The 20538-nt window shown below is 66.2% G+C and carries 14 protein-coding genes and 2 tRNA genes; 10 read left to right on the top strand and 6 right to left on the bottom strand.

The window, feature by feature from the left end; translation table 11 throughout:
- Positions 1 to 49: 49 nt before the first annotated feature.
- The 4 genes from QE389_RS01585 to QE389_RS01570 all read left to right on the top strand — a co-directional run bounded on the left by QE389_RS01585 (position 50) and on the right by QE389_RS01570 (position 3004).
- Entirely contained in the window at positions 50 to 859 is an 810-nt protein-coding gene (locus QE389_RS01585; RefSeq protein WP_307364009.1) for a methyltransferase type 11, read from the top strand.
- 427 nt (positions 860 to 1286) lie between these two features.
- Positions 1287 to 1880 carry an HD family hydrolase gene (locus QE389_RS01580; protein ID WP_307368851.1) on the top strand — a complete coding sequence of 198 codons (594 nt, stop codon included), beginning with the start codon at positions 1287 to 1289 and terminating at the stop codon, positions 1878 to 1880.
- Between the two features lie 2 nt (positions 1881 to 1882).
- Entirely contained in the window at positions 1883 to 2827 is a 945-nt protein-coding gene (locus QE389_RS01575; RefSeq protein WP_307364007.1) for an NAD regulator, read from the top strand.
- A gap of 87 nt (positions 2828 to 2914) precedes the next feature.
- Positions 2915 to 3004 (top strand) — tRNA-Ser (locus tag QE389_RS01570).
- Between the two features lie 63 nt (positions 3005 to 3067).
- Here the strand turns inward: QE389_RS01570 and QE389_RS01565 are convergent.
- Positions 3068 to 4378, bottom strand: a complete 1311-nt coding sequence (locus QE389_RS01565; protein WP_307364004.1) for a sorbosone dehydrogenase family protein — start codon at positions 4376 to 4378, stop codon at positions 3068 to 3070.
- Entirely contained in the window at positions 4375 to 4800 is a 426-nt protein-coding gene (locus QE389_RS01560; protein WP_307364001.1) for a DUF2231 domain-containing protein, read from the bottom strand. The genes QE389_RS01565 and QE389_RS01560 overlap by 4 nt, the downstream gene beginning before the upstream one ends.
- A 322-nt stretch (positions 4801 to 5122) precedes the next feature.
- On the opposite strand from QE389_RS01560, the gene QE389_RS01555 reads away from it, so the two are divergent.
- Together QE389_RS01555 and QE389_RS01550 are read left to right on the top strand one after the other, a co-directional pair.
- A complete protein-coding gene (locus QE389_RS01555) occupies positions 5123 to 5695 on the top strand; it encodes a manganese efflux pump MntP family protein (protein WP_307363999.1) in 573 nt (190 codons plus the stop codon).
- A gap of 85 nt (positions 5696 to 5780) precedes the next feature.
- A tRNA-Thr gene (locus QE389_RS01550) sits at positions 5781 to 5856 on the top strand.
- A 73-nt stretch (positions 5857 to 5929) separates the two neighbouring features.
- On the opposite strand, the gene QE389_RS01545 is transcribed toward QE389_RS01550, so the two are convergent.
- The 3 genes from QE389_RS01545 to QE389_RS01535 form a co-directional block, all read right to left on the bottom strand.
- A complete protein-coding gene (locus QE389_RS01545; protein WP_307363997.1) occupies positions 5930 to 7081 on the bottom strand; it encodes a hypothetical protein in 1152 nt (383 codons plus the stop codon).
- A gap of 211 nt (positions 7082 to 7292) precedes the next feature.
- The gene (locus tag QE389_RS01540) at positions 7293 to 10328 is read right to left on the bottom strand and encodes a TonB-dependent siderophore receptor (RefSeq protein ID WP_307363995.1); all 3036 of its coding nucleotides are present in this window, start codon (positions 10326 to 10328) and stop codon (positions 7293 to 7295) included.
- Between the two features lie 58 nt (positions 10329 to 10386).
- Positions 10387 to 11745: a dicarboxylate/amino acid:cation symporter gene (locus tag QE389_RS01535; RefSeq protein ID WP_307363993.1), complete on the bottom strand. Its 1359-nt coding sequence runs from the start codon at positions 11743 to 11745 to the stop codon at positions 10387 to 10389.
- Between the two features lie 291 nt (positions 11746 to 12036).
- On the opposite strand from QE389_RS01535, the gene QE389_RS01530 reads away from it, so the two are divergent.
- Entirely contained in the window at positions 12037 to 13821 is a 1785-nt protein-coding gene (locus tag QE389_RS01530; protein ID WP_307363991.1) for an ATP-binding protein, read from the top strand.
- Positions 13821 to 15173: a sigma-54 dependent transcriptional regulator gene (locus tag QE389_RS01525; RefSeq protein WP_307363989.1), complete on the top strand. Its 1353-nt coding sequence runs from the start codon at positions 13821 to 13823 to the stop codon at positions 15171 to 15173. The genes QE389_RS01530 and QE389_RS01525 overlap by 1 nt, the downstream gene beginning before the upstream one ends.
- 512 nt (positions 15174 to 15685) lie before the next feature.
- On the opposite strand, the gene QE389_RS01520 is transcribed toward QE389_RS01525, so the two are convergent.
- Entirely contained in the window at positions 15686 to 17590 is a 1905-nt protein-coding gene (locus tag QE389_RS01520; RefSeq protein ID WP_307363988.1) for a hypothetical protein, read from the bottom strand.
- Positions 17591 to 17794: 204 nt separating this feature from the next.
- Here QE389_RS01520 and QE389_RS01515 point away from each other — a divergent pair, with 204 nt between their 5' ends.
- On the top strand, positions 17795 to 18619 hold the full coding sequence (locus tag QE389_RS01515; protein ID WP_307363986.1) for a DUF5677 domain-containing protein: 825 nt from the start codon (positions 17795 to 17797) through the stop codon (positions 18617 to 18619).
- Positions 18616 to 20517: a DUF4209 domain-containing protein gene (locus QE389_RS01510; RefSeq protein ID WP_307363984.1), complete on the top strand. Its 1902-nt coding sequence runs from the start codon at positions 18616 to 18618 to the stop codon at positions 20515 to 20517. Before QE389_RS01515 ends, QE389_RS01510 begins: the two co-directional genes overlap by 4 nt.
- Positions 20518 to 20538 lie beyond the last annotated feature (21 nt).

Raw genomic sequence — 20538 nt, 5'->3', positions numbered from 1 at the left:
GGAACCCTGCGGTTTAGGGCGCATCATGGCGATAACGAAAGGTCAGATCATGCGTCCGTTTCTGCTGCCGCTGCTGCTCGTCGCGGGCCTTGGCGCTTGCGACGGCGAAAAGTCGTTCCGCATCACTACCTCCACCTCGGACGACGGGGCGGGCAAGGGGGTGCTGCGGGTCATCGACGCGCTGCAATGCCCCGACGCCGTCGGGGTGCTGACACGCAAGGGTCTGGCCGCCAATGGCGGCGCCAGCTGCGTCTATGGCGGGCCGAAAGGGGCGGAGGTGATCCTGCACCTGGTCAAGCTGGACGGCCGCGCACCCGACGCCGTGCTCAAGGATTTCGAGGCGCAGATGGCCGCCAACCTGCCCCAGGCCGACGCCCGGCTGAAGCCCCCTCATCCCCCGTCTCCTCCGTCTCCTCCGTCGGACGCCTCCGCAGGCGGGGACCAGGCCGTAGTCCAGGGGCCGGGCGTGGACATTCGCACCAAGGGCGACGACGCTTCCGTGCGCCTGCCCGGCCTCCGAATAGAAACCCAGGGCGACAACGCCAATGTCCGCATCGGCGGCATCAACATCCAGGCCAAGGACGGTCAGGGCGTCCGCACCGAGACCAGCAGCGTCAGCGTGGACAACAACGGCCCCTCCACCCGCGTGCGCGCCCGCGCGCCGGGCGCGGCCACCCGCATGACCTATTTCATCGCCGACGATCAGCCCTCCGCCGCCGGCTGGCGTCGCGTGGGCTTCGAGGCGCGCGGCCCCGAAGGCGGCCCCCTGGTCGTCGCCACCATCCGGTCCAAGGACCGCAACGAAGACAGCGTCTTCGAATCCGCCAAGGCGCTGGTGTCCGTGAACGTCGGCGACTGACGCCGGGGCGCGTATCGCGCCGTTTTGTTCCAAAGGCTTGGCCTGCCATTACGCCATTGTGCGCCCACCCCTGAAAAGGCGTGTATCCTTGCAGCCTGATCCGTTGAGGAGCGATCGCTAGGCGATTCCGCCTGAAACGATCCGGCTCGGCGGCCTGGTCTTTCTCATCGCCAAGCTCCCGCCCGGGCCGCTCAAAGGACCGCGCGGCTTTCTCTGGCGGATTGTTCGGACTGTTCGGACTGTTCGGACTGTTTGGACTGTTTGGACTGTTTGGACTGTTTGGACTCCACTTTCCGATCCCTCTCCGGCCCGCGTCGCTTGATCCCGGCGCGTCTTTGCGCCACCTGACCAGCCCGTAAGCGATCAGGATACGAACGCCTTGGCCGAGCGCCCCAAGAATAAAACCGAAGTCCGCGCCTGGCAGCGCATGTTGTCCGGCCGCCGTCTAGACCTGCTCGACCCCTCCCCCTTCGACATCGAGATCGAGGACATCGCCCACGGCCTGGCCCGCGTGGCCCGCTGGAACGGCCAGACCATCGGCGAACACGCCTTCTCCGTCGCCCAGCACAGCGTCGTGGTCGAGGAGATCGCCGCCCACATCAGGCCGGGCCTCGATCCCAAATGGCGCCTCGCCGCCTTGCTGCACGACGCCTCGGAATATGTCATCGGCGACATGATCTCGCCGTTCAAGGCCGCCTTGGGTTCGGGCTACAAGGATTTCGAGGCCAGGCTGGAGGCCGCCATCCACGTCCGCTACGGCCTGCCGCCCAAGACGCCGCAGACGATCAAGACCCTGATCAAGAAGGCGGACAAGGCCAGCGCCTTCTTCGAGGCCACCCAACTGGCCGGTTTCACCGAAAAGGAGTCCCTGGGCTTCTTCGGCGCCCCGCCCCAGGGCTACAGCCTGACGATAGAGCCCCAGCCCGCCTCGATCGCCCAGGCCCGCTATCTGGAGCGCTATCAGGTGTTGGCCCAGGCGGTCGGCCTCCTGCCCTCCGACGACGCCTGGCACACCGAATAGCCATGGCTCAGCCGGGCGATCAGGGTGTTCGCATCGGCCTGTCGGTCGTCGTCATGGCGTTGAAGGACCGCCAGGCGGTCGTCCTGACCACCCGAGCCGAGAACGGCGACACCCTGCTGCCCTTCGGCCCGTTCGACCCCTTGCGCGACCGCACCTTCGAGCGGGCTCTTCGGGACTTCGTCACGGCCCAGACGGGCTTTCGCCTGGGCTTCGTCGAACAGCTCTACACCTTCGGCGACGCGGGCCGCGCCGTGCCGCGCGCCGCGCCCGAGGGCGACCGCCCCCGCGACGTCTCCATCGGCTATCTGGCCCTGACCCCCGATTCGGCCGAGGGCCAGACCCACGACGCCCGCTGGCGCGCCGTCTTCGACGTCTTTCCCTGGGAGGATCGCCGCGGCGAGAACGCAGCGCTGGTCGCCCTGCTGGCCGACGGCCTGAACGCCTGGGCCGGCGACGACGACCGCCGCCTAGCCCGCGCCCGCGCCCTGTTCGCCCTGACGCCCGAGCATCGCTGGAACGAGGAACGTGTGCTGGAGCGCTACGAGCTGCTCTACGAGGCTCGCCTGGTGGCCGAGGCGTGGCGCGACGCCGGCCTGCTCCCGCCGCCCCTGCTGGCCCCCGGCCTGGTGATGGGCGCCGACCACCGCCGCATCCTGGCCACGGGCCTGGGCCGTCTGCGCAGCAAGCTCAAGTACCGCCCGGTCCTGTTCGACCTGATGCCCGGCCTCTTCACCCTCTCGACCCTTCAGGCCGCCGCCGAGGCCGTCTCGGGCCTGACCCTTCACAAGCAGAACTTCCGCCGGGGGGTGGAGCGCACCGGCCTGGTCGAACCCACCGGCCAAACCGCCTCGGCCACCGGCGGCCGCCCCGCAGAGTTGTTCCGCTTCAAGGGCATGGACCCCCAGACCGGCGCCGCCCCCGGCCTGTCCCTGCCCGCGCAACGCTAGCGTCAGATTTCTTTCACTGACCGCTTGCGATGCGTCCCGGCTCCGATTAGAGAAGCCGCTCGATCGACCAAGCGATATCGGCGCCGCGGAGAGGTGGCAGAGTGGTCGAATGTACCGCACTCGAAATGCGGCGTGCCTGGAAGGGTACCGTGGGTTCGAATCCCACCCTCTCCGCCATCCGCCTTCTTGGCGAAATAGGCTGATAGTTCAGCAATCTAAACCGCCCTCTTGATCTGACGCCTAACGCGCCGGGGCGATGCGCCAGACGGCGTTCGACAGGTCGTCGGCGACGAACAGCACGCGCCGGCCCGGATCGAAGGCCACGCCGACCGGCCGGCCGCGCGCCTTGCCGTCCTTCAGGAAGCCGGTGGCGAAGTCGACCGGCTGGCCCGCCGGGCGGCCCCCGTCGAACGGAACCCATACGACCTTGTAGCCCGACGGATCCTGACGGTTCCAGCTGCCGTGCATGCCGATGAAGGCCCCGTTGGAGAAGGCGCCGCCAAAGCCGCCGTCGCGCACGAAGTCCAGGCCCAGGGCCGCGACGTGGGAGCCCAGGGCGTAGTCGGGCTTCAGGGCGCGGGCGACCAGATCGGGCTTCTGCGGCATGACGCGGGGGTCCAGGTTCTGGCCCCAGTAGCTGTAGGGCCAACCGTAGAAGCCGCCGTCACGCACCTGGGTCAGATAGTCGGGGACTAGTTGCGGCCCCAGCTCGTCGCGCTCGTTGACCACCGACCACAACAGGCGGGTGCTGGGCTCTATGGCCAAGGCCGTCGGGTTGCGGATGCCCGTGGCGATGGTGCGCCGCGCGCCCGTGGCCCGGTCGATCTCCCACACCACGGCCCGCTCTTCCTCAACCGCCAGGCCGCGCTCGCCGACGTTGGAGTTGGAGCCGATGCCGACATACAGTTTGGTCCCATCGGCGCTGGCCGTCAGGGCCTTGGTCCAGTGGTGGTTGATCCGCGACGGCAGGGCCGTCACTCGCTGCGCCGGGACCGAAACCCCGGTCTGACCCGGCTGGAACGGGAAGCGGACCAGTGCGTCCTGCTCGGCCACATAAAGATAGCCGTCGACCCAGGCCAGCCCGTAGGGAGCGTTCAGCTTGTCGATCAAAACGGTCCGCAGCTCGGGCACGCCGTCGTTGTCGGCGTCGCGCAGCAGGGTGATGCGGTCGCCGCCCTTGATCTTGGTGTTGCCCTGCTTCTTGATGACCCCGGCGATCACGTCCTTGGGCCGCAAGGCGGGGGCGCCGCCGCCGCGCCCTTCGGCGACCAGCACGTCCCCGTTGGGCAGGACCAGCATCTGGCGGGGTATCTTCAGGTCGGTTGCAAAGGCCGAGATCGTGAACCCCTGCGGGACCGTCGGCCGTTCGCCGTTCCAGCCGGCGGGCGGGCTGATCTTCATCGCCGGGACCAGGCTCTCGTTCACCTGGGGCAGGTCCGGCGAAGCCCCTGTCTGGTTCAGTTTGGCATCGCTGCGCCCGCTGCACGAGGCGACGATCAGGGAGACGGCCAAGGTGGCGACGCTGGCGCCGATTAGGCTACTGTGGGTCATCGGACGTTCTCCCGCGACATATAGGCGGTCCAGCCCGCGACAAGGATCAGGATGGCGCACAGGACCGACAGCATCAGGCCAAAGACCCCGACCGAGCTCCAGGCGTCCTGACTGTGCTTAAAGGCGTTGATCAGCCCCAGAACCCAGGCGGCCGTCAGCGTCACCAGGTGTAGGGTCGCCCACCGCGCCTGCCCACGCCGCACCGCCATCACCAGGCCGGCGATGGAGAACAGGCCGGCCAGGCCCGCAAAGACAAGCGCGCCGGCGATCATCCAGGCCGAGAAGTTGGACCACTGCATCTCGGCCGTCCGCAGATAGGCGATGTCCGCGACCAAGGCGGCCGGAAACAGGGCCACGGGAAAGGCCAGCAGCAGCCTGTGCAGGGGTGTGATCGCCACGTCCGTCAGATTTCGACCCGCCATTCCGGTCCCATTCTTTGAAGGTTCGGGACGCTAACCGCCGATCGCCGCAATTGGTTCAAATGGCGGCCCCGTCACCCTGATCGTCAACCTGATCATCCCCCCTTCGCGCCCGCCCTTGCCAAGCTGGGGCGTGGGCGTGTAAGTCGCCCGCTTCCTGTTGGGGAGTAGCTTCCGGCGCGTATCAGCCGGGGTCGGGTCAACACACTCGCGCTTTCGGGCGCGTGGTCCGGCCAGCGGATGTCCGCCTAGCGAGACCAGCGCGTTCCACTGTCGCACCGGCAGGCATGGAATGCGTTGCGCGCCCGCCCGGTGGAGTATCGTCATGACCCCAGGAGCCATCGCCGTCCTGTCTCTCAGCATGTCCACCGACGCCTTCGCGGCGGCCGTGGGGCGCGGCGCGGCGCACAGGCCCAGCGTCTCGGGCGCCATCAAGGCCGGTCTGGTGTTCGGGGTGATCGAGGCCATCACCCCTCTGATCGGCTGGGGTCTGGGCTTTGTAGCCGCCGGCCTGGTGTCGCAGATCGACCACTGGATCGCCTTCGCCCTGCTGACCGTCGTTGGCGGCAAGATGATCTGGGAAGCCTGCAAGCCTGTCGAAGAGGGCCAGGACGCCGCACCGAGTCGCGCCGGCCCTTGGGCCCTGATCGCCACCGCCCTCGGCACCAGCATCGACGCCGCCGCCGTGGGCGTGGGGCTGGCTTTCATCGGCGCCAACATCTGGATCATCGCCGCCTCGATCGGCTTCACCACCTTCGTCCTGACGACCGTCGGCATGCTGATCGGCAAGTCGGTGGGCCGTCGCTTCGGCAAGAAGGCCGAGTTCGTGGGCGGCCTGGCCCTGATCGGCGTGGGCGTCGGCATCCTGCTGGAGCATCTGGGCGTCTTCGCCGGCTGACACGGCGGATACCGAGCGAACCCGCATCGCCGTCTTGCATCGTCGGCGGCGGATGGTCATAACGGCCGCCTTCCGCCCCGCCTGGGCCGGCTTAGCTCAGTTGGTAGAGCGCCAGTTTTGTAAACTGGATGTCGCGGGTTCGATCCCTGCAGCCGGCACCATCGCCCCAGCACGCCCGATCGGAAGGCCGTCATCGACGGGGGTGAGGACGACGGGCTGGGTGTTGAACAAACCCTAGGGCTTGAAATCGACGTCGAAGGCGCACGCCTGACCATAGCGAGCCTTAGCGGTTTCGCAGAGAGCGGCGACAGAGGCGGCCGTGGGCTTGCGTCCCTCGTCCAGCCAGGCCGACATCGCCTGGAACAAGGCGACATATTCAGGCGCGTGAAGGGCGCTGTGGCTGCGCTCGTCGGTGAAGGTCTGAACCAGGAGCTCCGACCGGCCGGCGGCGGCGACCTGGTCGCGATAAACGGCCTCGTTGCCGACAAAGGCGGTGGGGTCCGCCTTGCCGTGGATCGTCAGGGTCGGGGCGACGATCAGGCCGGACAAGTCGGCGTCATAGGCCAGGCGCGCCACGCCCATAGGATCGGCGGCGAACCGCTGAACTCCGGCGTTCAGGGCCGCATCGTCGTGCGATCCGGCATAGACCCGGTCGATGTTGGAGAAGGGGTTCAACCCGTCCAGACGGCGTTGAACCATGTCGCGGAACAGGAAGGTGCCCCAGGCCAGGTGGGCGACAAGTTCGTCCTCCTCCACACCCGTCACGGCCAGGATGTCGGCCAAGTTCCGCTTCTGCACGGGCGTGCGCTGCGCCTCGGGCAGGCCGACGCCGGTGCAGGTCCTGACCCGTTCGGCCAGATCGGCGCGGGTCATGCGCGACCCCTCCGGCAAGCCCTGCCACAGAGGATACTGCGGCTCGTCCGGAGCGGGATGGTTGTGGCAGACATACTGATAGACGGCCCGCAGATCGGCGCGGAATCCATAAGCCCTGGTCCCGCCGGCCAGCACGCCGCTGGTCAGGACGACCCCGTCCCAGACCACCTTGCCCTCGGCGTCGCGGGCGTAGAGCTCGGCCGCCTTGGCCGCGACGTTTCCGCCCCACGATTGACCGTGCAAAAGGGTGCGGCGCGGCCGGCCGAAGCTGTCCCAGAACAGCTGGCGAAGGGTATCGGTGTCTTCGGCCGCCATCCGCACGCCATAGCCTCCACGCCGATAGGTAGAGCCCGCCCAGGCGTAGCCCTCCCTCACCGTCATGGCGAAACGATTCAGGTCGTCCAACGGGTCGTCGGGCTGGGGGGCGCCGGTGCGCGGGCCGCCATGGGCGTGAACCACCAAGGTCCCGTTCCACCGATCCGGCACGGCGATCCAGTAATAGTCGCCGCGCACGCCACGTCCCGACCAGCAACGTGTCTTCTGCGGCAGAAAGTCGGGACAGGCGGCGGGTGTCGGAGACGACGAAGGCGACGGGGCCGGCGATGCGGCGGACGCCACCCCCCCATCCTGAGCAAAGACCGCGACGGGCGCCAAAAAACAGGCCGCGGCCGATACAAACCAGACCTTCAAGTGATGGTGCGTTTTCATCGCCGTCCCCTCCCCGTCAGAACGTCTTGGAGACGTTGATGTACCAATACCGTCCCCACGGGCTGTATACCGCGCCACGATAGCCGCCGTCGGCCAGTGGCGGCCCCCGATCGGTCAGGTCGCGGCCGCCGACGCGCACCCGGGTCTCGTCGGGGAATTCGTAATCGACATAGGCGTTGATGGTGCTGCGGCTGTCCACCTCCCAGGGGGTGTTGGCGCTGCTCAGCAGACTGGGTTGGTCGAAGGCGCTGATGTACTGGCTGGACGCCCCGGCGCGCCAGGGCCCCTTTCGCCAGGTCAGGCTGGCGTTCACCCGCCATTCCGGCCGGCCGTTCTGCCCGATCAGTTGCGAAGAATCCGGCAGGCTGGTCCCGGCGTTGATCGTCCCGACCGCGCGGGCGGCGTACAACTGATTGACGACATCGCCTGGATCGCGCGTGAATTTCTCCAGTTTGGAGCCGTTCACATTGACGATGAAGGTGCCGTAGCGCGTGCGGCGCAGTGACCAGTTCATCGACACGTCCAGCCCCGCGACGGTCTGGGGCTGCAGATTGATGAAGCGATCGTTGATCGACACCACCTCCCCCACCGGCGTCAGGCCCGTGCCCTGGAACAGCAGAATGTCCTCGGGCGTCGGCGCTCGCCGGTTGACCAGAGGATTGGCGCCGCCGCCGACCCCCTCCAGATAGTCCAGCGCCAGGGCTGTCTGGGCGCCCAGCAGGCCCACGATCTTCTCCTGTTCGATCCGCCAGCGGTCGATGGTGAAGGTGAAGTCGCCGAACCGTTCCGGAATGAACGACGGTTGCAGCACCAGACCATACGAACTGTTGGTGCTTTCCTCGGGCTTCAGGTCCGGGTTTCCGGCCACCAGCAACTGAGCGCTCGAAAGGTTCTGGGCGCAGGCGGCGAAGGTCGTGATCCGCCCGGTCCTCAGGTCCGCCTCGCAGCGGATGTAGTCGACGCCACTGGCCAGACGGCCATATTGGGTGGCGTTGGTCTGCTCCAGGTTCGGCGCGCGGAAGCCTTCCGAATAGGAGCCGCGCACGCGAACGCCAGGCACGACGTCCCAAGCGACTGCGATCTTGGGCTTGGCCACGGAACCGAAGTCCGAATAGTGCTCGTACCGGCCCGCCAGCTGCACATCCACGCTCTGAACCAGCGGGATGTTCATCTCCGGCGACACCAGCGGCACGGCGAACTCGACATAGGTCGAAAAGACCTCGCGGCTGCCGGAGGTGTCGGGGTTCGGGCTAACGGCGGAGACGTTGGAGAGGTTGGTTTCGCCCGTCACCAGGTCGGTGAAGGTGAAGGTCCCGTCCACATTGGCGTCGCGGTCGTCCTTCTGGGTCTCGCGGCGCGCCTCCAGGCCAAAGGCCATGCCGACCGGCCCACCCGGCAGTTGGAACAGGTCTCCCCGAGACAGTTTGAAGTCGGCCAGCGTCAGGGTGGTCTTGGAAACCCGGCGCAAGTCGAGGCGAACGGCGTCGGCGGCGATCTGAGAGCTGGGCAGGCAGTCCCCATAAGACGGTGTGGCCGCGCAGCCGCCGCCGAACGGGTTGTAGGCGTCGGGCGTGGACAAGGCCAGCTGACGCTGGAGCGCCGTCATATTGACGTTGGGCGAGATGTCCTTGGCCTCGGCCTCGGAATACAGCAGGGCTGTCTCCCAGTTGAAGCCGCGCCATTCGCCGCGCAGCCCGCCCAGCGCGCGGGCTTGATAGTTGTCGACCTTGACCACCTGGAAACCGACATCGACGAAGCGATAGTTGGTCATCAGGATCGGCAGTCCCCCGGTCGGCACATTCGTCAGGCCCGGCAGGCGGTTCGGGTTCAGCGACCCGTCCGCGAAGCGCACCGGCCCAAAGGGGTTGTAATAGTTGCTGGCCGGAATCCAGATCTGATTCAGGTTCACCGCCGGCGGCTGAACCGCGCGGCTGTGAGCGGTGTAATAGCCCAGTTCCCCGAACGCTTCGATGTCCGGCGTCAGGTTGTAGCGTCCGGTCAGGAACAGATTCCCGCGCTGCACCGAGGGACGCACGGTGGTCTCATAGCGCGTGTCGTAACGCATCTCGCGGTTCGCGCCGTTGAAGTTCAGATTGCCGCTGGCCAGGCAGACGTCGTTTCCGACGCTCACCGGACACCCATAGCTGGACGGCTGATAGTGGAAGGCGCCGGTGCTGTTGGTCAGGCTGACGCCGTTCGCGCGTATCACGGCGCGCGACCCGACCGACAGGCGCGCCCACGGCGTGTGCGAGGACCGGCCATCCAGAGACTGGACGTTGGCGAAATCGGGAAAGTCCGCGAACAGGGGCCGCAAATCGTCGGAGCGGGTGTAGTCCTGATCCGACGCCCAGAGGGCCGTGCGCTCGGCATAGTTGGCGAACAGCGAGACATTGCCCCGCTCGAACGTCTTGCCGGCGAACAGATTAAGCTCGGTGTCGCGCATCCGGGTTGCCTCGGCGCCGCCATAGCGGGCGCTGAAGGACAGGCCGTCGATGTCGTCGCGCAAAACGGTGTTGACCACGCCCGCCACCGCGTCCGCCCCATAGATGGCGGCTGCCCCGTCCAGCAGAACCTCCAGGCGTTCCAGCCCCGCCACGGGAATGGCGTTGGAGTTGTAGCTCAGCACCGGCACGGTGCCGGTGTCCGAGGTGCCCTGGCTGGTCGGGTGCTGGACCAGGCGTCGGCCGTTCAGCAACACAAGCGTGTTGCCGACGCCCAGAGAGCGCAGGTTCACCGAATTGACGTCTCCGCGCGCCGAGTTCGAGGTCTGCGGATTATTGGCGGAATCGAACAGCACGTCGCCCATCTGGGGAATGGTGCGCAACAGTTCGTCGCCGGTGGTGGCCCCCGTCGCCTCGATCTGGTCGCGGTCGGCGACGACCACCGGCAAGGCGGCGGTTGTGCGCGCGCCCTTGATGTTGGTGCCGACGACGACGATCTCGTCCACCTGCGCCGGTTCCGCCGGCAAGGCCTCCTGCGCCATGGCGGCGCCCGTGAACAGAACGGCCGTAGCCGTGGTCGCCATCAGGGCGATCTTCGAAGAATAGGTCATGGTTTCCTCCCGTCGCCGCCGTTTTTGGCGGTCGTTTCGTTGATGGTGTGAAAGGCCGTCAGTCGTCGGCCAAAACCAGATCGTCGCCGGGTCCTGCGGCCGGGTCGGGCGCGGCGGCCAACGGAGCGGACCCGCCGTCCAGCGCGGCCTTCAAGGCGTCGCGATCCAGTTCGCCCTCCCATCGGGCCACGACGATGGTGGCCACCGCATTGCCGATGAAGTTGGTCAGGGCCCGGCACTCGCTCATGAAGCGGTCAATGCCCAGAATCAGGGCCATGCCCGCCACCGGCACGCTGGGCACCACCGACAGCGTCGCCGCCAGGGTGATGAAGCCCGCCCCGGTGATGCCCGCCGCCCCCTTGGACGACAGCATGGCCACCAGCAGCAGCAGGATCTGATCCTGCAGGCTGAGGTCGATGTTCAACGCCTGGGCGATGAACAGGGCCGCCATGGTCATATAGATGTTGGTGCCATCCAGATTGAACGAATAGCCGGTCGGCACGACCAGGCCGACGACCGACTTGGCCGCCCCGGCGCGCTCCATCTTGGAGATCAGGCTGGGCAGGGCCGCCTCGGAACTGGACGTGCCCAGCACCAGCAGCAGTTCCTCCTTCAGATAGCGGATCAGCTTCAGGATGTTGAAGCCGTTGGCGATGGCGACCAGCCCCAGCACCCCCACGACGAAGATGACGGATGTCAGATAGAAGGTGGCGATCAGGGCGAACAGATTGGCCACCGAGGCGATGCCATAGGCGCCGATCGTGAAGGCGAAGGCCCCGAAGGCGCCGATGGGCGCGGCCTTCATCAGGATGGCGACCAGTTTGAAGAAGGCGGCGCTGGCGGATTCCAGGAAGGTCAGGACCGGCTTGCCAAGGTCGCCGACCATGGCCAGGGCGATGCCGAACAGGATCGAGACGAACAGCACCTGAAGAATGTTGCCGGTCGAAAAGGCGCTGACGACCGTGTCAGGGATAATGCCGGTCAGGAAGCTAATGATCGTGCTTTCGTGCGCGGCCTGAGCGTACTGGGCCACCGCGCCCGTATCCAGGCTGGCCGGGTCGATGTTTAGCCCATGACCGGGCCTGACCAGGTTGGCGATGATCAGGCCGACAATCAGCGCCAAGGTCGAGAAGACCAGAAAATAGGCGAAGGCCTTGGCCGCCACGCGCCCGACCCGGCCGATGTCGCGCATGCCCGCTATGCCGGTCACGATGGTCAGGAAGATCACCGGGGCGATGACCATCTTCACCAGCTTGATGAAGCCGTCGCCCAGCGGTTTCAGGCTTTCACCGAAGGTGGGCCAGAAATGCCCGATGAAGGCGCCCAGGGCGATGGCGATCAGCACCTGGAAATACAGGTGCCGATAGAAGGGACGGCGCACGGTCGTCGCCGGCGCAGCGGACGCGGCAGGAATCATTTCGATGCTCCAGAGAGCGAGCCAAGCTCGCAGCTTCCTCCGCGCGATCTGCGTCACGCTTAATCCTGAGTGTCACGCCCTCGCCGTCGAGCGCCAAGCCGGACCGAAACAGAGATCAACCAATTGAATTGTAAGTATATTTATGGATACACAGCCCATTGAAGAAAATAGGTGTGCGTCAATCCGCGCAAATTCGTGGCCGCTTCGTGCGGATTGTCGCACAGTGCGCGGATGACCGCTGCGCCCCCTGCATTTCGAATCCCCGCCTTCTGGCGCAGCGGGTCAGGCCGAATGTGGGGCGCCTTGGTTCTGTGCTGGCTTCTTGCCGTGCTGATCGCGGCCTTGGTCGCCGGTGAAGTCGCCCGCCGAGACGCCTCGGCAGTCCTAGCGCGCCAGGCGGAAACGGCGGCCGCCCTCCATGCGGCCGTCCTGCGCAGCGAGCTGGAAAAGCACCGCTCACTGCCTTTGGCCCTGGCGACCGATCCGGACATCGCCGAACTGCTGAAGCGCGCGCCCCACGGCTCCGCCCAGGCGATCAACCTCAAGCTGGAGGCCCTGGCCGCCCAGACACGCGCGGCGGCCATCTATGTCATCGACGCGGGCGGGGTGACGCGGGCGGCCAGCAACTGGCGTCTGTCGACCAGTTTCGTCGGCGCCGACTACGGCTTTCGTCCTTATTTCATCGGCGCGATGCGGAACGGCGCGGCCGAATTCTTCGCCCTGGGCACTGTCAGCGGTCGCCCCGGCCTCTATCTGGCCCGTCGGATAGACGACGCCGCAGGCGGACCCGGGGGCGTGGTGGTGGTGAAGGTGGAATTCGACACCCTGGAAGCCGAGTGGCGCGCCTCTGGAGAGCCCGCCTACGTCGCCGATCCGGCCGGGGTCGTGCTGATCACCAGCGTGCCGGACTGGCGGTTCCGCACCTTGCGGCCGCTGGACGCCGCCAGCCGTCGCCTGACCTTGACGGACCAGACCCTGGGTCACGGGGCGCTGACGCCCCTGCCCTTCGCCACGCCGGACAGCGAGAGGCCCCGACTGATCAAGGCGTCGGTGGACGGGGTTCGGCGCGACTGGATGTACAGTCGGGCGGACACGGCGACGCCCGGCTGGGTGCTGCATCTTTTGACGCCGACGCGCGGCGCCATCGGCGCGGCGGTCGCCAGCGCCCGCGCCTTGACCGCCCTGATCCTGACGCTGATCTTCGGCGTCGCGGGCGTCCTGTTGCGCCGCCGACAACAGGCCGCGGCGCGCGAGCGCGCCGCCCAGGCTGCGCGCGTCGAACTGGAACGCCGCATCGCCGAACGGACCCAGGACCTCAGCGCGGCCAACGCCGCCCTGAACCGCCAGATCGAGGAACGCCAGGCGGCCGAGGCCGCGCGCGAGGTTCTGCGTGACGAACTGGTCCAGGCGGGCAAGCTGGCGGCCCTGGGCCAAATCGCGGCGGGCGTCGCGCACGAGATCAACCAGCCTGTCGCCGCCATCCGCACCCAGGCCGAAACGGTCGCTGCCTATCTTGAACGCGGTCAGCCGGCCAAGGCGGCCCGCCCACTGCAGAAGATCGGCGAAATGACCGCCCGTATCGGCGCCATTACCCAGGAATTGCGCGCCTTCTCCCGGAAGGCCGAGGCGGCGCAGCAGTCGGTGAATCTGCACCAGGCCGTCGATGGCGCCCTTCTGCTTCTGGGCGGTCGGTTGAAACAGGCCGGGGTTCGCCTGGTGCGCGACAAGCCGACGGTCGAGGCGACGGTCCTGGGCGAACGGTTCCGGCTAGAACAGGTCCTCGTCAATCTGATGCAGAACGCCCTGGAAGCGCTGGAAGGGACGGCCGGGCCGGTCATCACCCTCAGCATCACGCCGCGCGGGACAGAGATCGACCTGATCGTCGCGGACAACGGCCCGGGCGTCTCGGACGAGGTTCGGAACCAGTTGTTCACCCCCTTCGTCACCAGCAAGGCGACCGGCTTGGGTCTGGGCCTGGTCATCTGCCGCGACATCGTCGCGGGCTTCGGCGGCGAACTGACCCTGCGCCCTTCGCCCCGCGGCGCCGTCTTCGTCGTCACCCTGAGGGTCGCCTGATGGAGTTCACCCGTCTCAACACCGTCGCCCTGGTCGAAGACGACGCCGATTTCCGGGCTGCACTCAATGAACGCCTGTCGCTGGAGGGGTTCGAGGTTCGCCCCTTCCCCACCGCCCAGGCGGCTATGAAGGCCCTGACTGCGGACTTCCCGGGCGTCGTCGTCACCGACTTGCGGATGCCGGGCATAGATGGCCGCCAGTTGCTCAGCCGCCTTCTGGCGTTGGACCCCGGCCTGCCCGTCCTGATGATGACTGGCCATGGCGATATCGCCGAAGCGGTCGCGGCCATGCGCGACGGCGCCTACGATTTCGTGGCCAAGCCCTTCGACTTCGCCCGCCTGCACGACAGCCTGAAGCGGGCGATGGAGAAACGAGCCCTGGTGCTGGACAACCGCCGCCTTGCGGCCCTGACTTCGGAAGCCGGGACCGAACTGCCGCTGCTGGGCGACAGCCGTACGATTCGCGCTCTTCGCGCCACCATCGCCCAGATCGCAGACGCCCGCATGGACGTGCTGATCGAGGGCGACACCGGCGTCGGCAAGGAGGCCGTGGCCCGCGCCCTGCACAATGGCGGGCGGCGCCGCCTGCATCCCTTCGTCGCCGTCAACTGCGGCGCCCTGCCCGAAGGGTTGGTCGAGAGCGAACTGTTCGGTCACGAACTCGGCGCCTTCGCCGGCGCCCTGCGGCGCCGCATCGGCCATGTAGAACGGGCCCACAACGGCTCCCTGTTCCTGGATGAGGTCGAAAGCATGCCGCTGGACGCCCAGGTCAAGATGCTGCGGGTTCTGGAGGAACGTGAGATTCATCCCATCGGTGCCAATGAGCCGCGCGTCCTGGACCTGCGCATCCTGGCCTCGACCAAGAGCGACCCGGCCCGTGCGGTCGTCGACGGCCGCCTGCGCGAAGACCTCTTCTATCGCCTGAACGTGGTCCGTCTGCGGGTGCCGCCGCTGAAGGAACGGCGCGAGGACATCCCCCTGCTGTTCGCCCAACTCCTGGCCCGTGCGCCGGTCGGCCCCTCGGGCGCCCACCCGCCCCTGACCGACTCCGTCCGCGCACGACTGCTGGAGGCCGACTGGCCCGGCAACATCCGCGAACTGGCCCATTTCGCCCAGCGTTTCGCACTGGGTCTGGAATTCGAAGGAGGCGCCGCCGACGACGCCTTGGCCGACCTCAGCTTGACCCAGCGCGTCGCCCGTTTCGAATCCCAGGTCCTGCAGGACGCCCTGGCCGACACGGGCGGAGACGTGGCCGAGGTCCAGCGCCGACTGAAAATCCCGCGCAAGACCCTATACGACAAGCTGGCCCGCCACAGCCTGCGCCCCGCCGCCTTCCGCCGTTCCGCTTCATAGAACGCCGACAAGGCAAACAACGCACCGACGCAGGCAAAAGACCCCGCCGGTCGGGTCGGCGGGGGTCTCGAGAAAATTCACTTTTTTGTCAACTGCTTACGAGGATATTCGAAAGTGATTTCGAAAAGCTTCGAAAGGCCCGAATTATTCCCACTCGATTACTTGTAAGAGCGGTAGGTCACTGAGATTGCTCGCATTTTTGAGCGCCAAAAATCGCTGATACCCGCGAAATGCCCGGGAAAATACAGTACCGTTGAAAATAAAGGGAAAATCTCGACTATCAAAAAGACGTGATGACTGTATCTTTCGGCACCTTTTGGGGCAGGTCGGCCGAAATGGCGATTTCAAATGGCTGAATTTGATTCGCCCATCATCCTAACATCTCCAGTGTTGAGCATCGAGCGGATGCATATCAGCAGGCATCCAAGCGACCTCGATAGCCATCGTCCCTACTCCAGAGTCATGGCGAAGGTCGGAGAGGCCGGGACTTGGCCCGGCCCCTCCTGGGCTCACTAGGCCCAGACCTTGTTCAAGACAGACGCCGCAAGCGCGGCCTTATCCTGCGGCAGGAACCGACCGTAGTGGGCCTGCACAGTGGCCGGCGTGTCTTGGATCGCGTAACTCGCCTGCTCGTAGGATCCTGTCGTCTTGAGCACGTGCGTCGCGAGCACGTCTCGCACGCTGTGAGGCCCATGTGGCAGGAGGCCCGGAATCGCGCCGCGACCGGTGTAGGGATTGTAGATGCCATAGCGCTGAATGATCAGACGCCAGGCCTCGTAGAAGGTGGTTTGGTTGTAGGCCGCGTCCGTGGACGTGCGCTTCCGAGTTTTCACGAACACCGTGCCGGGATCATTCGCCCCGGCCAGCAGAACCCGCCGGTGGGTCGTCACGTAGGCGTCGATCCACTCGTACAGACCATCCAGATTGGGCAGCAGCAATCGGAAGGGCCGCTTCGCGAAATAGGCCGACCCTGCGTTCTTGAAGGCGGCGCAGGGCACGAGCACTTCCCACGCGGCGTCTCTATCGCTCCAGCGAAGTTCGCCGCACTTCAGGCGCTCCAGTTCCCGCTCCGTCGTGGGTGATCGATCCTTTGGGCAGAGAAGCATCTGCCGCAGATTCTTTTGCCGGAGCCCAAGATGGAGCCCCAGGCGGAGCATCAATAGGGATCGAACACTCTCGGCCGCGCTCCGAGGGTAGCGGCGCGCATCCGGCATGCGTTTCAGGATCTCGGCGGTGATCTTCCTATACTCGCCGACGGGGCTGGCGGACTCCAGGATGGGCAGCAGCGGCTCAAACGGGTCCCGATGAATGCGTGCCACTCGAGTGATCTCTTTGGCGCGCTGGAGGGCATGTGCGTGAACACGAGCGCATGCGGCATCCCAATCTGCGCGCGCTTCCGCTGCCTGGTCCGCGGTGACTAACCCACGGATCGGCACAAGTCGGTCCGCCAGCCACGGACTCTGGCGCAACCACCCGGTCTTCTCACGGGTCAGTGCAGCCGCGAGCAGCAGCATTTCTGCTTCCCAGCCGGTGAAGAACCCCCGCCGACGCTCACGCCATTGAACGTACCAGTCCCATACTCCCGGACAGACGAGGTGGGCGAAGGAGAGGTCGTCAGCGGAGGCTCCGAAGCCCTTGGCCGGTCCGCTGGATGGCGCCGCCAGCGAGCCGAAAAGCAGCGCCAGGTGCTCACCGCGCTGGGCAGCAGTCTCTTCACCCCAGACGCCTGACCGCTGATATCCTATGTCGGTCAACGTCGCCGATTTAAACCGGATCAACGTGGCCATCTCTTCCTGGAGCTGCGGCGGCGCGACAAGTTCAACGCACCCTTTGCGCCCCCTGCCCCGCCGCTGCGGGATGACGTCCTCCTTGAACCGCAGCGAGAAGCGGTGCTTCGAGACCTCGGCGTGATAGCGGCTGTAAGCGGTTCCTCCGCTCAACACGTTCGTCCGGACCCACGCCAGGATCTCATTTCTCTCACGGATCGACCTAGCCCGGAAATCGTCAGGCAGATGCCACGCCAGCCGCCGCGACTCCGACGGCTCGACGCCATCCGGCGCCAGACCGGCGATCGCGCGGTTCCGGTTCAGTCGCGAGCGGAGATAGCGCTCGGGGAGCCGGTAGCGGCGCTCGATCAACTCGACCACCTTGAGACTGGCCGGTGTTTGAGGTGTCTTGATGCCGCGTCGCCAGTCCGAAATTGTCTTTCGATCCGTGAGGCCGCCGGCAGCCTTGACCGCGCGATGAAGACGGTGGGCCGGCTCACCGTGGCGGCGCATCTGCATGTCGAGAGCGCCGTGGAAATCGATAGGATGAGCCTCAGCCTCCCACAGAGGGCTCGGGTGTTCGACGATCGGTATCGGCGGCCGGCCTCTCGGGCGCTTCACCTTGGTCGCAATGCTACTGAAGTCGGGCATTGTCTCTCCTTAAGCTGCCGCCAATGCGCGGCGGGAGAGAGACGACCGAGAAAGCTGGGGCCCCTAAATCAAACCCCCGCAGCTACGTCGTCCGGGACAACGGTTCACGCTTCCCTGCGCCGCAAACGCACCCAATAATCGTAGCGAACTGGACGCGACATGCGCGCTAGTCGTCACGCACGGCCTCGGACAGGGAACCGCGGGATGTCCATCCAAGAGGAAGGCTTTCTATCTCCCGACATCAGTCAGTTCATTCGGGAGCATCGGGAGAACAGCGAGGCGGCATTTAGCCTCGCAGGCGCCCTCAACCGAACGGCTCAGCACCTCCTGCTGACCTCAGAAGCGCCAGTCGACGGCGACGGCCTCAACGCGACTAATATTGCCCAGCTCCTGTTCGTTCGGGCTCTCTCGAATTTCCAGGGGGCGATCCTCATGGCGGAGCGCGGAGCCGTCGTCGAGGCCCGCACGCTGGCGCGCACCTGTCTGGAAACCGTGTTTGCGTTGGCGTCCGCCGTCAGCATGCAAGACGGATTCATCGACCGAATTGTCGCGAACGAGATGGGCTCGAAGTCCAAAGGAGCGAACTGGCTGCTCAATCAGCCGGAGCAGACGATCAAGATCGAGCCCGCGGCTCACTCGGAACTCAAGTCCTTCGTTGACCGCCTGAAGCAAGAGGCTGAGCCGACGGGCTCATTTGCGACCGAGGAAATGGCGCGGAACGGCGGGTTGGACGGGCTCTACGTTCTGTTCAGACAGCTTTCGTCCGATGCCGCTCATCCGTTGCTGGAGGCGCTGAATCGCTACGTGGACGATGGACAGGGCGGCTTACGAGCCGAGATTCTCTGGGGGCCCGCCTGCGGGGCAGACGAGATCGAAGACACCGTCACTATGGCGTGTTGCTTCCTTCTTGTCGGGGCCGTGACGCTCAATATGGCCTGCCCCGCCGTCGGTGTTGGGGATCAACTCGGCGCCCATTTCGACACCTACAAGTCGCTGCCCTCGTCCGCATCAGCACGGGGCAAATCATGAGCGCTTCGGAGCCAGACGAGCGCGGCGATGTCCAGCCTGACTGCCCGCCGTGGGCGGAAGCGACGGTGGACGATGTGGCGGCCTGCGCCATTGACGACCTCATTCCCGCTGACGCGGCGGCGGACTGGCACTCGCTGAGCGACCTCTTCCTTGCGGCTTCAAAGCAAGACGGCGTCGCCCCAGAGTCAGCCCGAGTGTTCCGACTGGTCTGGGGGCTGACCTCGATGATGCTGGAGGCCAGAAGCCCCACCGAGCCGTTCCGCCCCATCTTAGTCTGGGCGGACGGCCGCCGATCATCGGCCCTGCAGGACTTCCGGCCCTGCGTAGACGCCGTCGCGGCGGTCGCCCAGCGCTCCCAGCATCCCGCAATCGTGTCCCGCGCGGCCGATGTCGCATGGATCCTTCAGCGACGTCGTCACGAGATGGGACGCTTGGCGATCGACGCCTACCTTCGCCTTCTGAGCGGAGTGTCCTCTGGCTCGGCGACGTTCAAGCGCCACACCGATCAGGAAGGAGGACGGCTCGGCATCGGCGTCCTCAGGCGTTGCATGATGATCGCCCGATCGCGTTCCTTCGGCGATCATGCTCCGGACTGTGCGCCTATCGCCGAGAGAATAGAGGCAGCACGGTTGAGCACCCGCGAACGAGGCGATGTCAGCCGCCACATCGCACTGGGGGATCTCCAGCTCGACTATGGCCTCGAGGAGCCCGCCGTGCTTGCCGCTGACATCGAAGCGACTGTCGACACGCTCGACGTTATCAAAGATGGCCATCTCGCGGCCGATGCTCTCAAGGTCGCGGCCCGCATCTACCATCGCGCTTCGGAGACCCAGAAGGCCCACGCCTGCCAACGGCGACTCTCTGATGTTTATGTCGGCATGTCCCAGCAGATGGCCAACTCGGCGATGCTGTCGTCCGGCTTCCTCGCTGACGCCATCAGCGCCCTGGCTGGCGTTCGAGACGCGCGTGATCGCCGCCGAGAGTTACGCCATCTCTTGATCGACGCCCAAGCCGGCATCGGGGAGGAGATGGTGACTGTCTCGCATCCGCTGGACATCGACGATCTCCGGGCAGAGCTAGCCGCGCGCGTTGAAGGCCTCGGGTTCTATGACGCTCTCTTCCTCTTCGCGGTTCTGCGAAATTCGCCGGATCCCGAGAAGGCCCGGGAAGAGGCGCTTGAGTCCATGAAAGCTCATCCGATGAGCGCCATGTTCGCGGCGTCATTCCACGACCGCGAGGGCAAGGTTCGGCATTCGGCGGCAGGCGGCGGGTTCGGCGAAGCCGCCGACGACAGCAGCGTTCAGGCGCAAATTGCGCAGCATCAGTCTCTCAGCCGAAAGATCGACGTCGGCCTGCTGGATGTCGCCCGCCGATACATCGCCGGAACGTATTACGTTGCTCCGGATGTCCTGCGCCCAGCCCTGCAGATGAGCCCCTTTGTGCCCGAGGGCCTCCGAGACACCTTCGCCCGGGGTCTGAGCAACTTCCTGCGGGGCGACGCTAGCGCCGCGCTTTACGTGCTGACGCCTCTTGTGGAGGCTGGCCTCCGGTGCTGCTTAAAGTCGTCCGGCTACGAAGTGACCACCTTCGATGACGCGGCGCAGACACAGGAGGACAAGACGCTCTCAGCGCTGTTCCGTGATCACCGCACCGACATCGAAGCCGTGTTTGGGCCGGAGCTGGCGTTCAACATCGAGCAGGTCTTTCTCCACCCTGCCGGTCCGCAGATCCGACACGGCGTCGCACATGGCCTGCTGCACGATGGCGATGCATTCGGGCCAGACGGCTTCTACGCCTGCTGGCTGGTGCTGCACCTCTGCTTAATGCCGCTCTACGATCACAGAGCAGACCTCGGTCTGCCCGATCTCGGTACAGCAGAGCCAGAGCCGAGCCGATAGCAGTCGAGCCTGCCTGTCGGC

It is taken from the genome of Brevundimonas sp. SORGH_AS_0993 (genome assembly GCF_030818545.1).
GTDB lineage: Bacteria > Pseudomonadota > Alphaproteobacteria > Caulobacterales > Caulobacteraceae > Brevundimonas.
Note: the sequence above shows the minus strand (reverse complement) of the source record. Positions and strands in the feature narration are given on the sequence as shown.

Coding starts and splice junctions, on each gene's coding strand:
- QE389_RS01585 (WP_307364009.1), top strand. CDS start 50: ATGCGTCCGTTTCTGCTGCCGCTGCTGCTCGTCGCGGGCCTTGGCGCT.
- QE389_RS01580 (WP_307368851.1), top strand. CDS start 1,287: ATGTTGTCCGGCCGCCGTCTAGACCTGCTCGACCCCTCCCCCTTCGAC.
- QE389_RS01575 (WP_307364007.1), top strand. CDS start 1,883: ATGGCTCAGCCGGGCGATCAGGGTGTTCGCATCGGCCTGTCGGTCGTC.
- QE389_RS01565 (WP_307364004.1), bottom strand. CDS start 4,378: ATGACCCACAGTAGCCTAATCGGCGCCAGCGTCGCCACCTTGGCCGTC.
- QE389_RS01560 (WP_307364001.1), bottom strand. CDS start 4,800: ATGGCGGGTCGAAATCTGACGGACGTGGCGATCACACCCCTGCACAGG.
- QE389_RS01555 (WP_307363999.1), top strand. CDS start 5,123: ATGACCCCAGGAGCCATCGCCGTCCTGTCTCTCAGCATGTCCACCGAC.
- QE389_RS01540 (WP_307363995.1), bottom strand. CDS start 10,328: ATGACCTATTCTTCGAAGATCGCCCTGATGGCGACCACGGCTACGGCC.
- QE389_RS01535 (WP_307363993.1), bottom strand. CDS start 11,745: ATGATTCCTGCCGCGTCCGCTGCGCCGGCGACGACCGTGCGCCGTCCC.
- QE389_RS01530 (WP_307363991.1), top strand. CDS start 12,037: ATGTGGGGCGCCTTGGTTCTGTGCTGGCTTCTTGCCGTGCTGATCGCG.
- QE389_RS01525 (WP_307363989.1), top strand. CDS start 13,821: ATGGAGTTCACCCGTCTCAACACCGTCGCCCTGGTCGAAGACGACGCC.
- QE389_RS01520 (WP_307363988.1), bottom strand. CDS start 17,590: ATGCCCGACTTCAGTAGCATTGCGACCAAGGTGAAGCGCCCGAGAGGC.
- QE389_RS01515 (WP_307363986.1), top strand. CDS start 17,795: ATGTCCATCCAAGAGGAAGGCTTTCTATCTCCCGACATCAGTCAGTTC.
- QE389_RS01510 (WP_307363984.1), top strand. CDS start 18,616: ATGAGCGCTTCGGAGCCAGACGAGCGCGGCGATGTCCAGCCTGACTGC.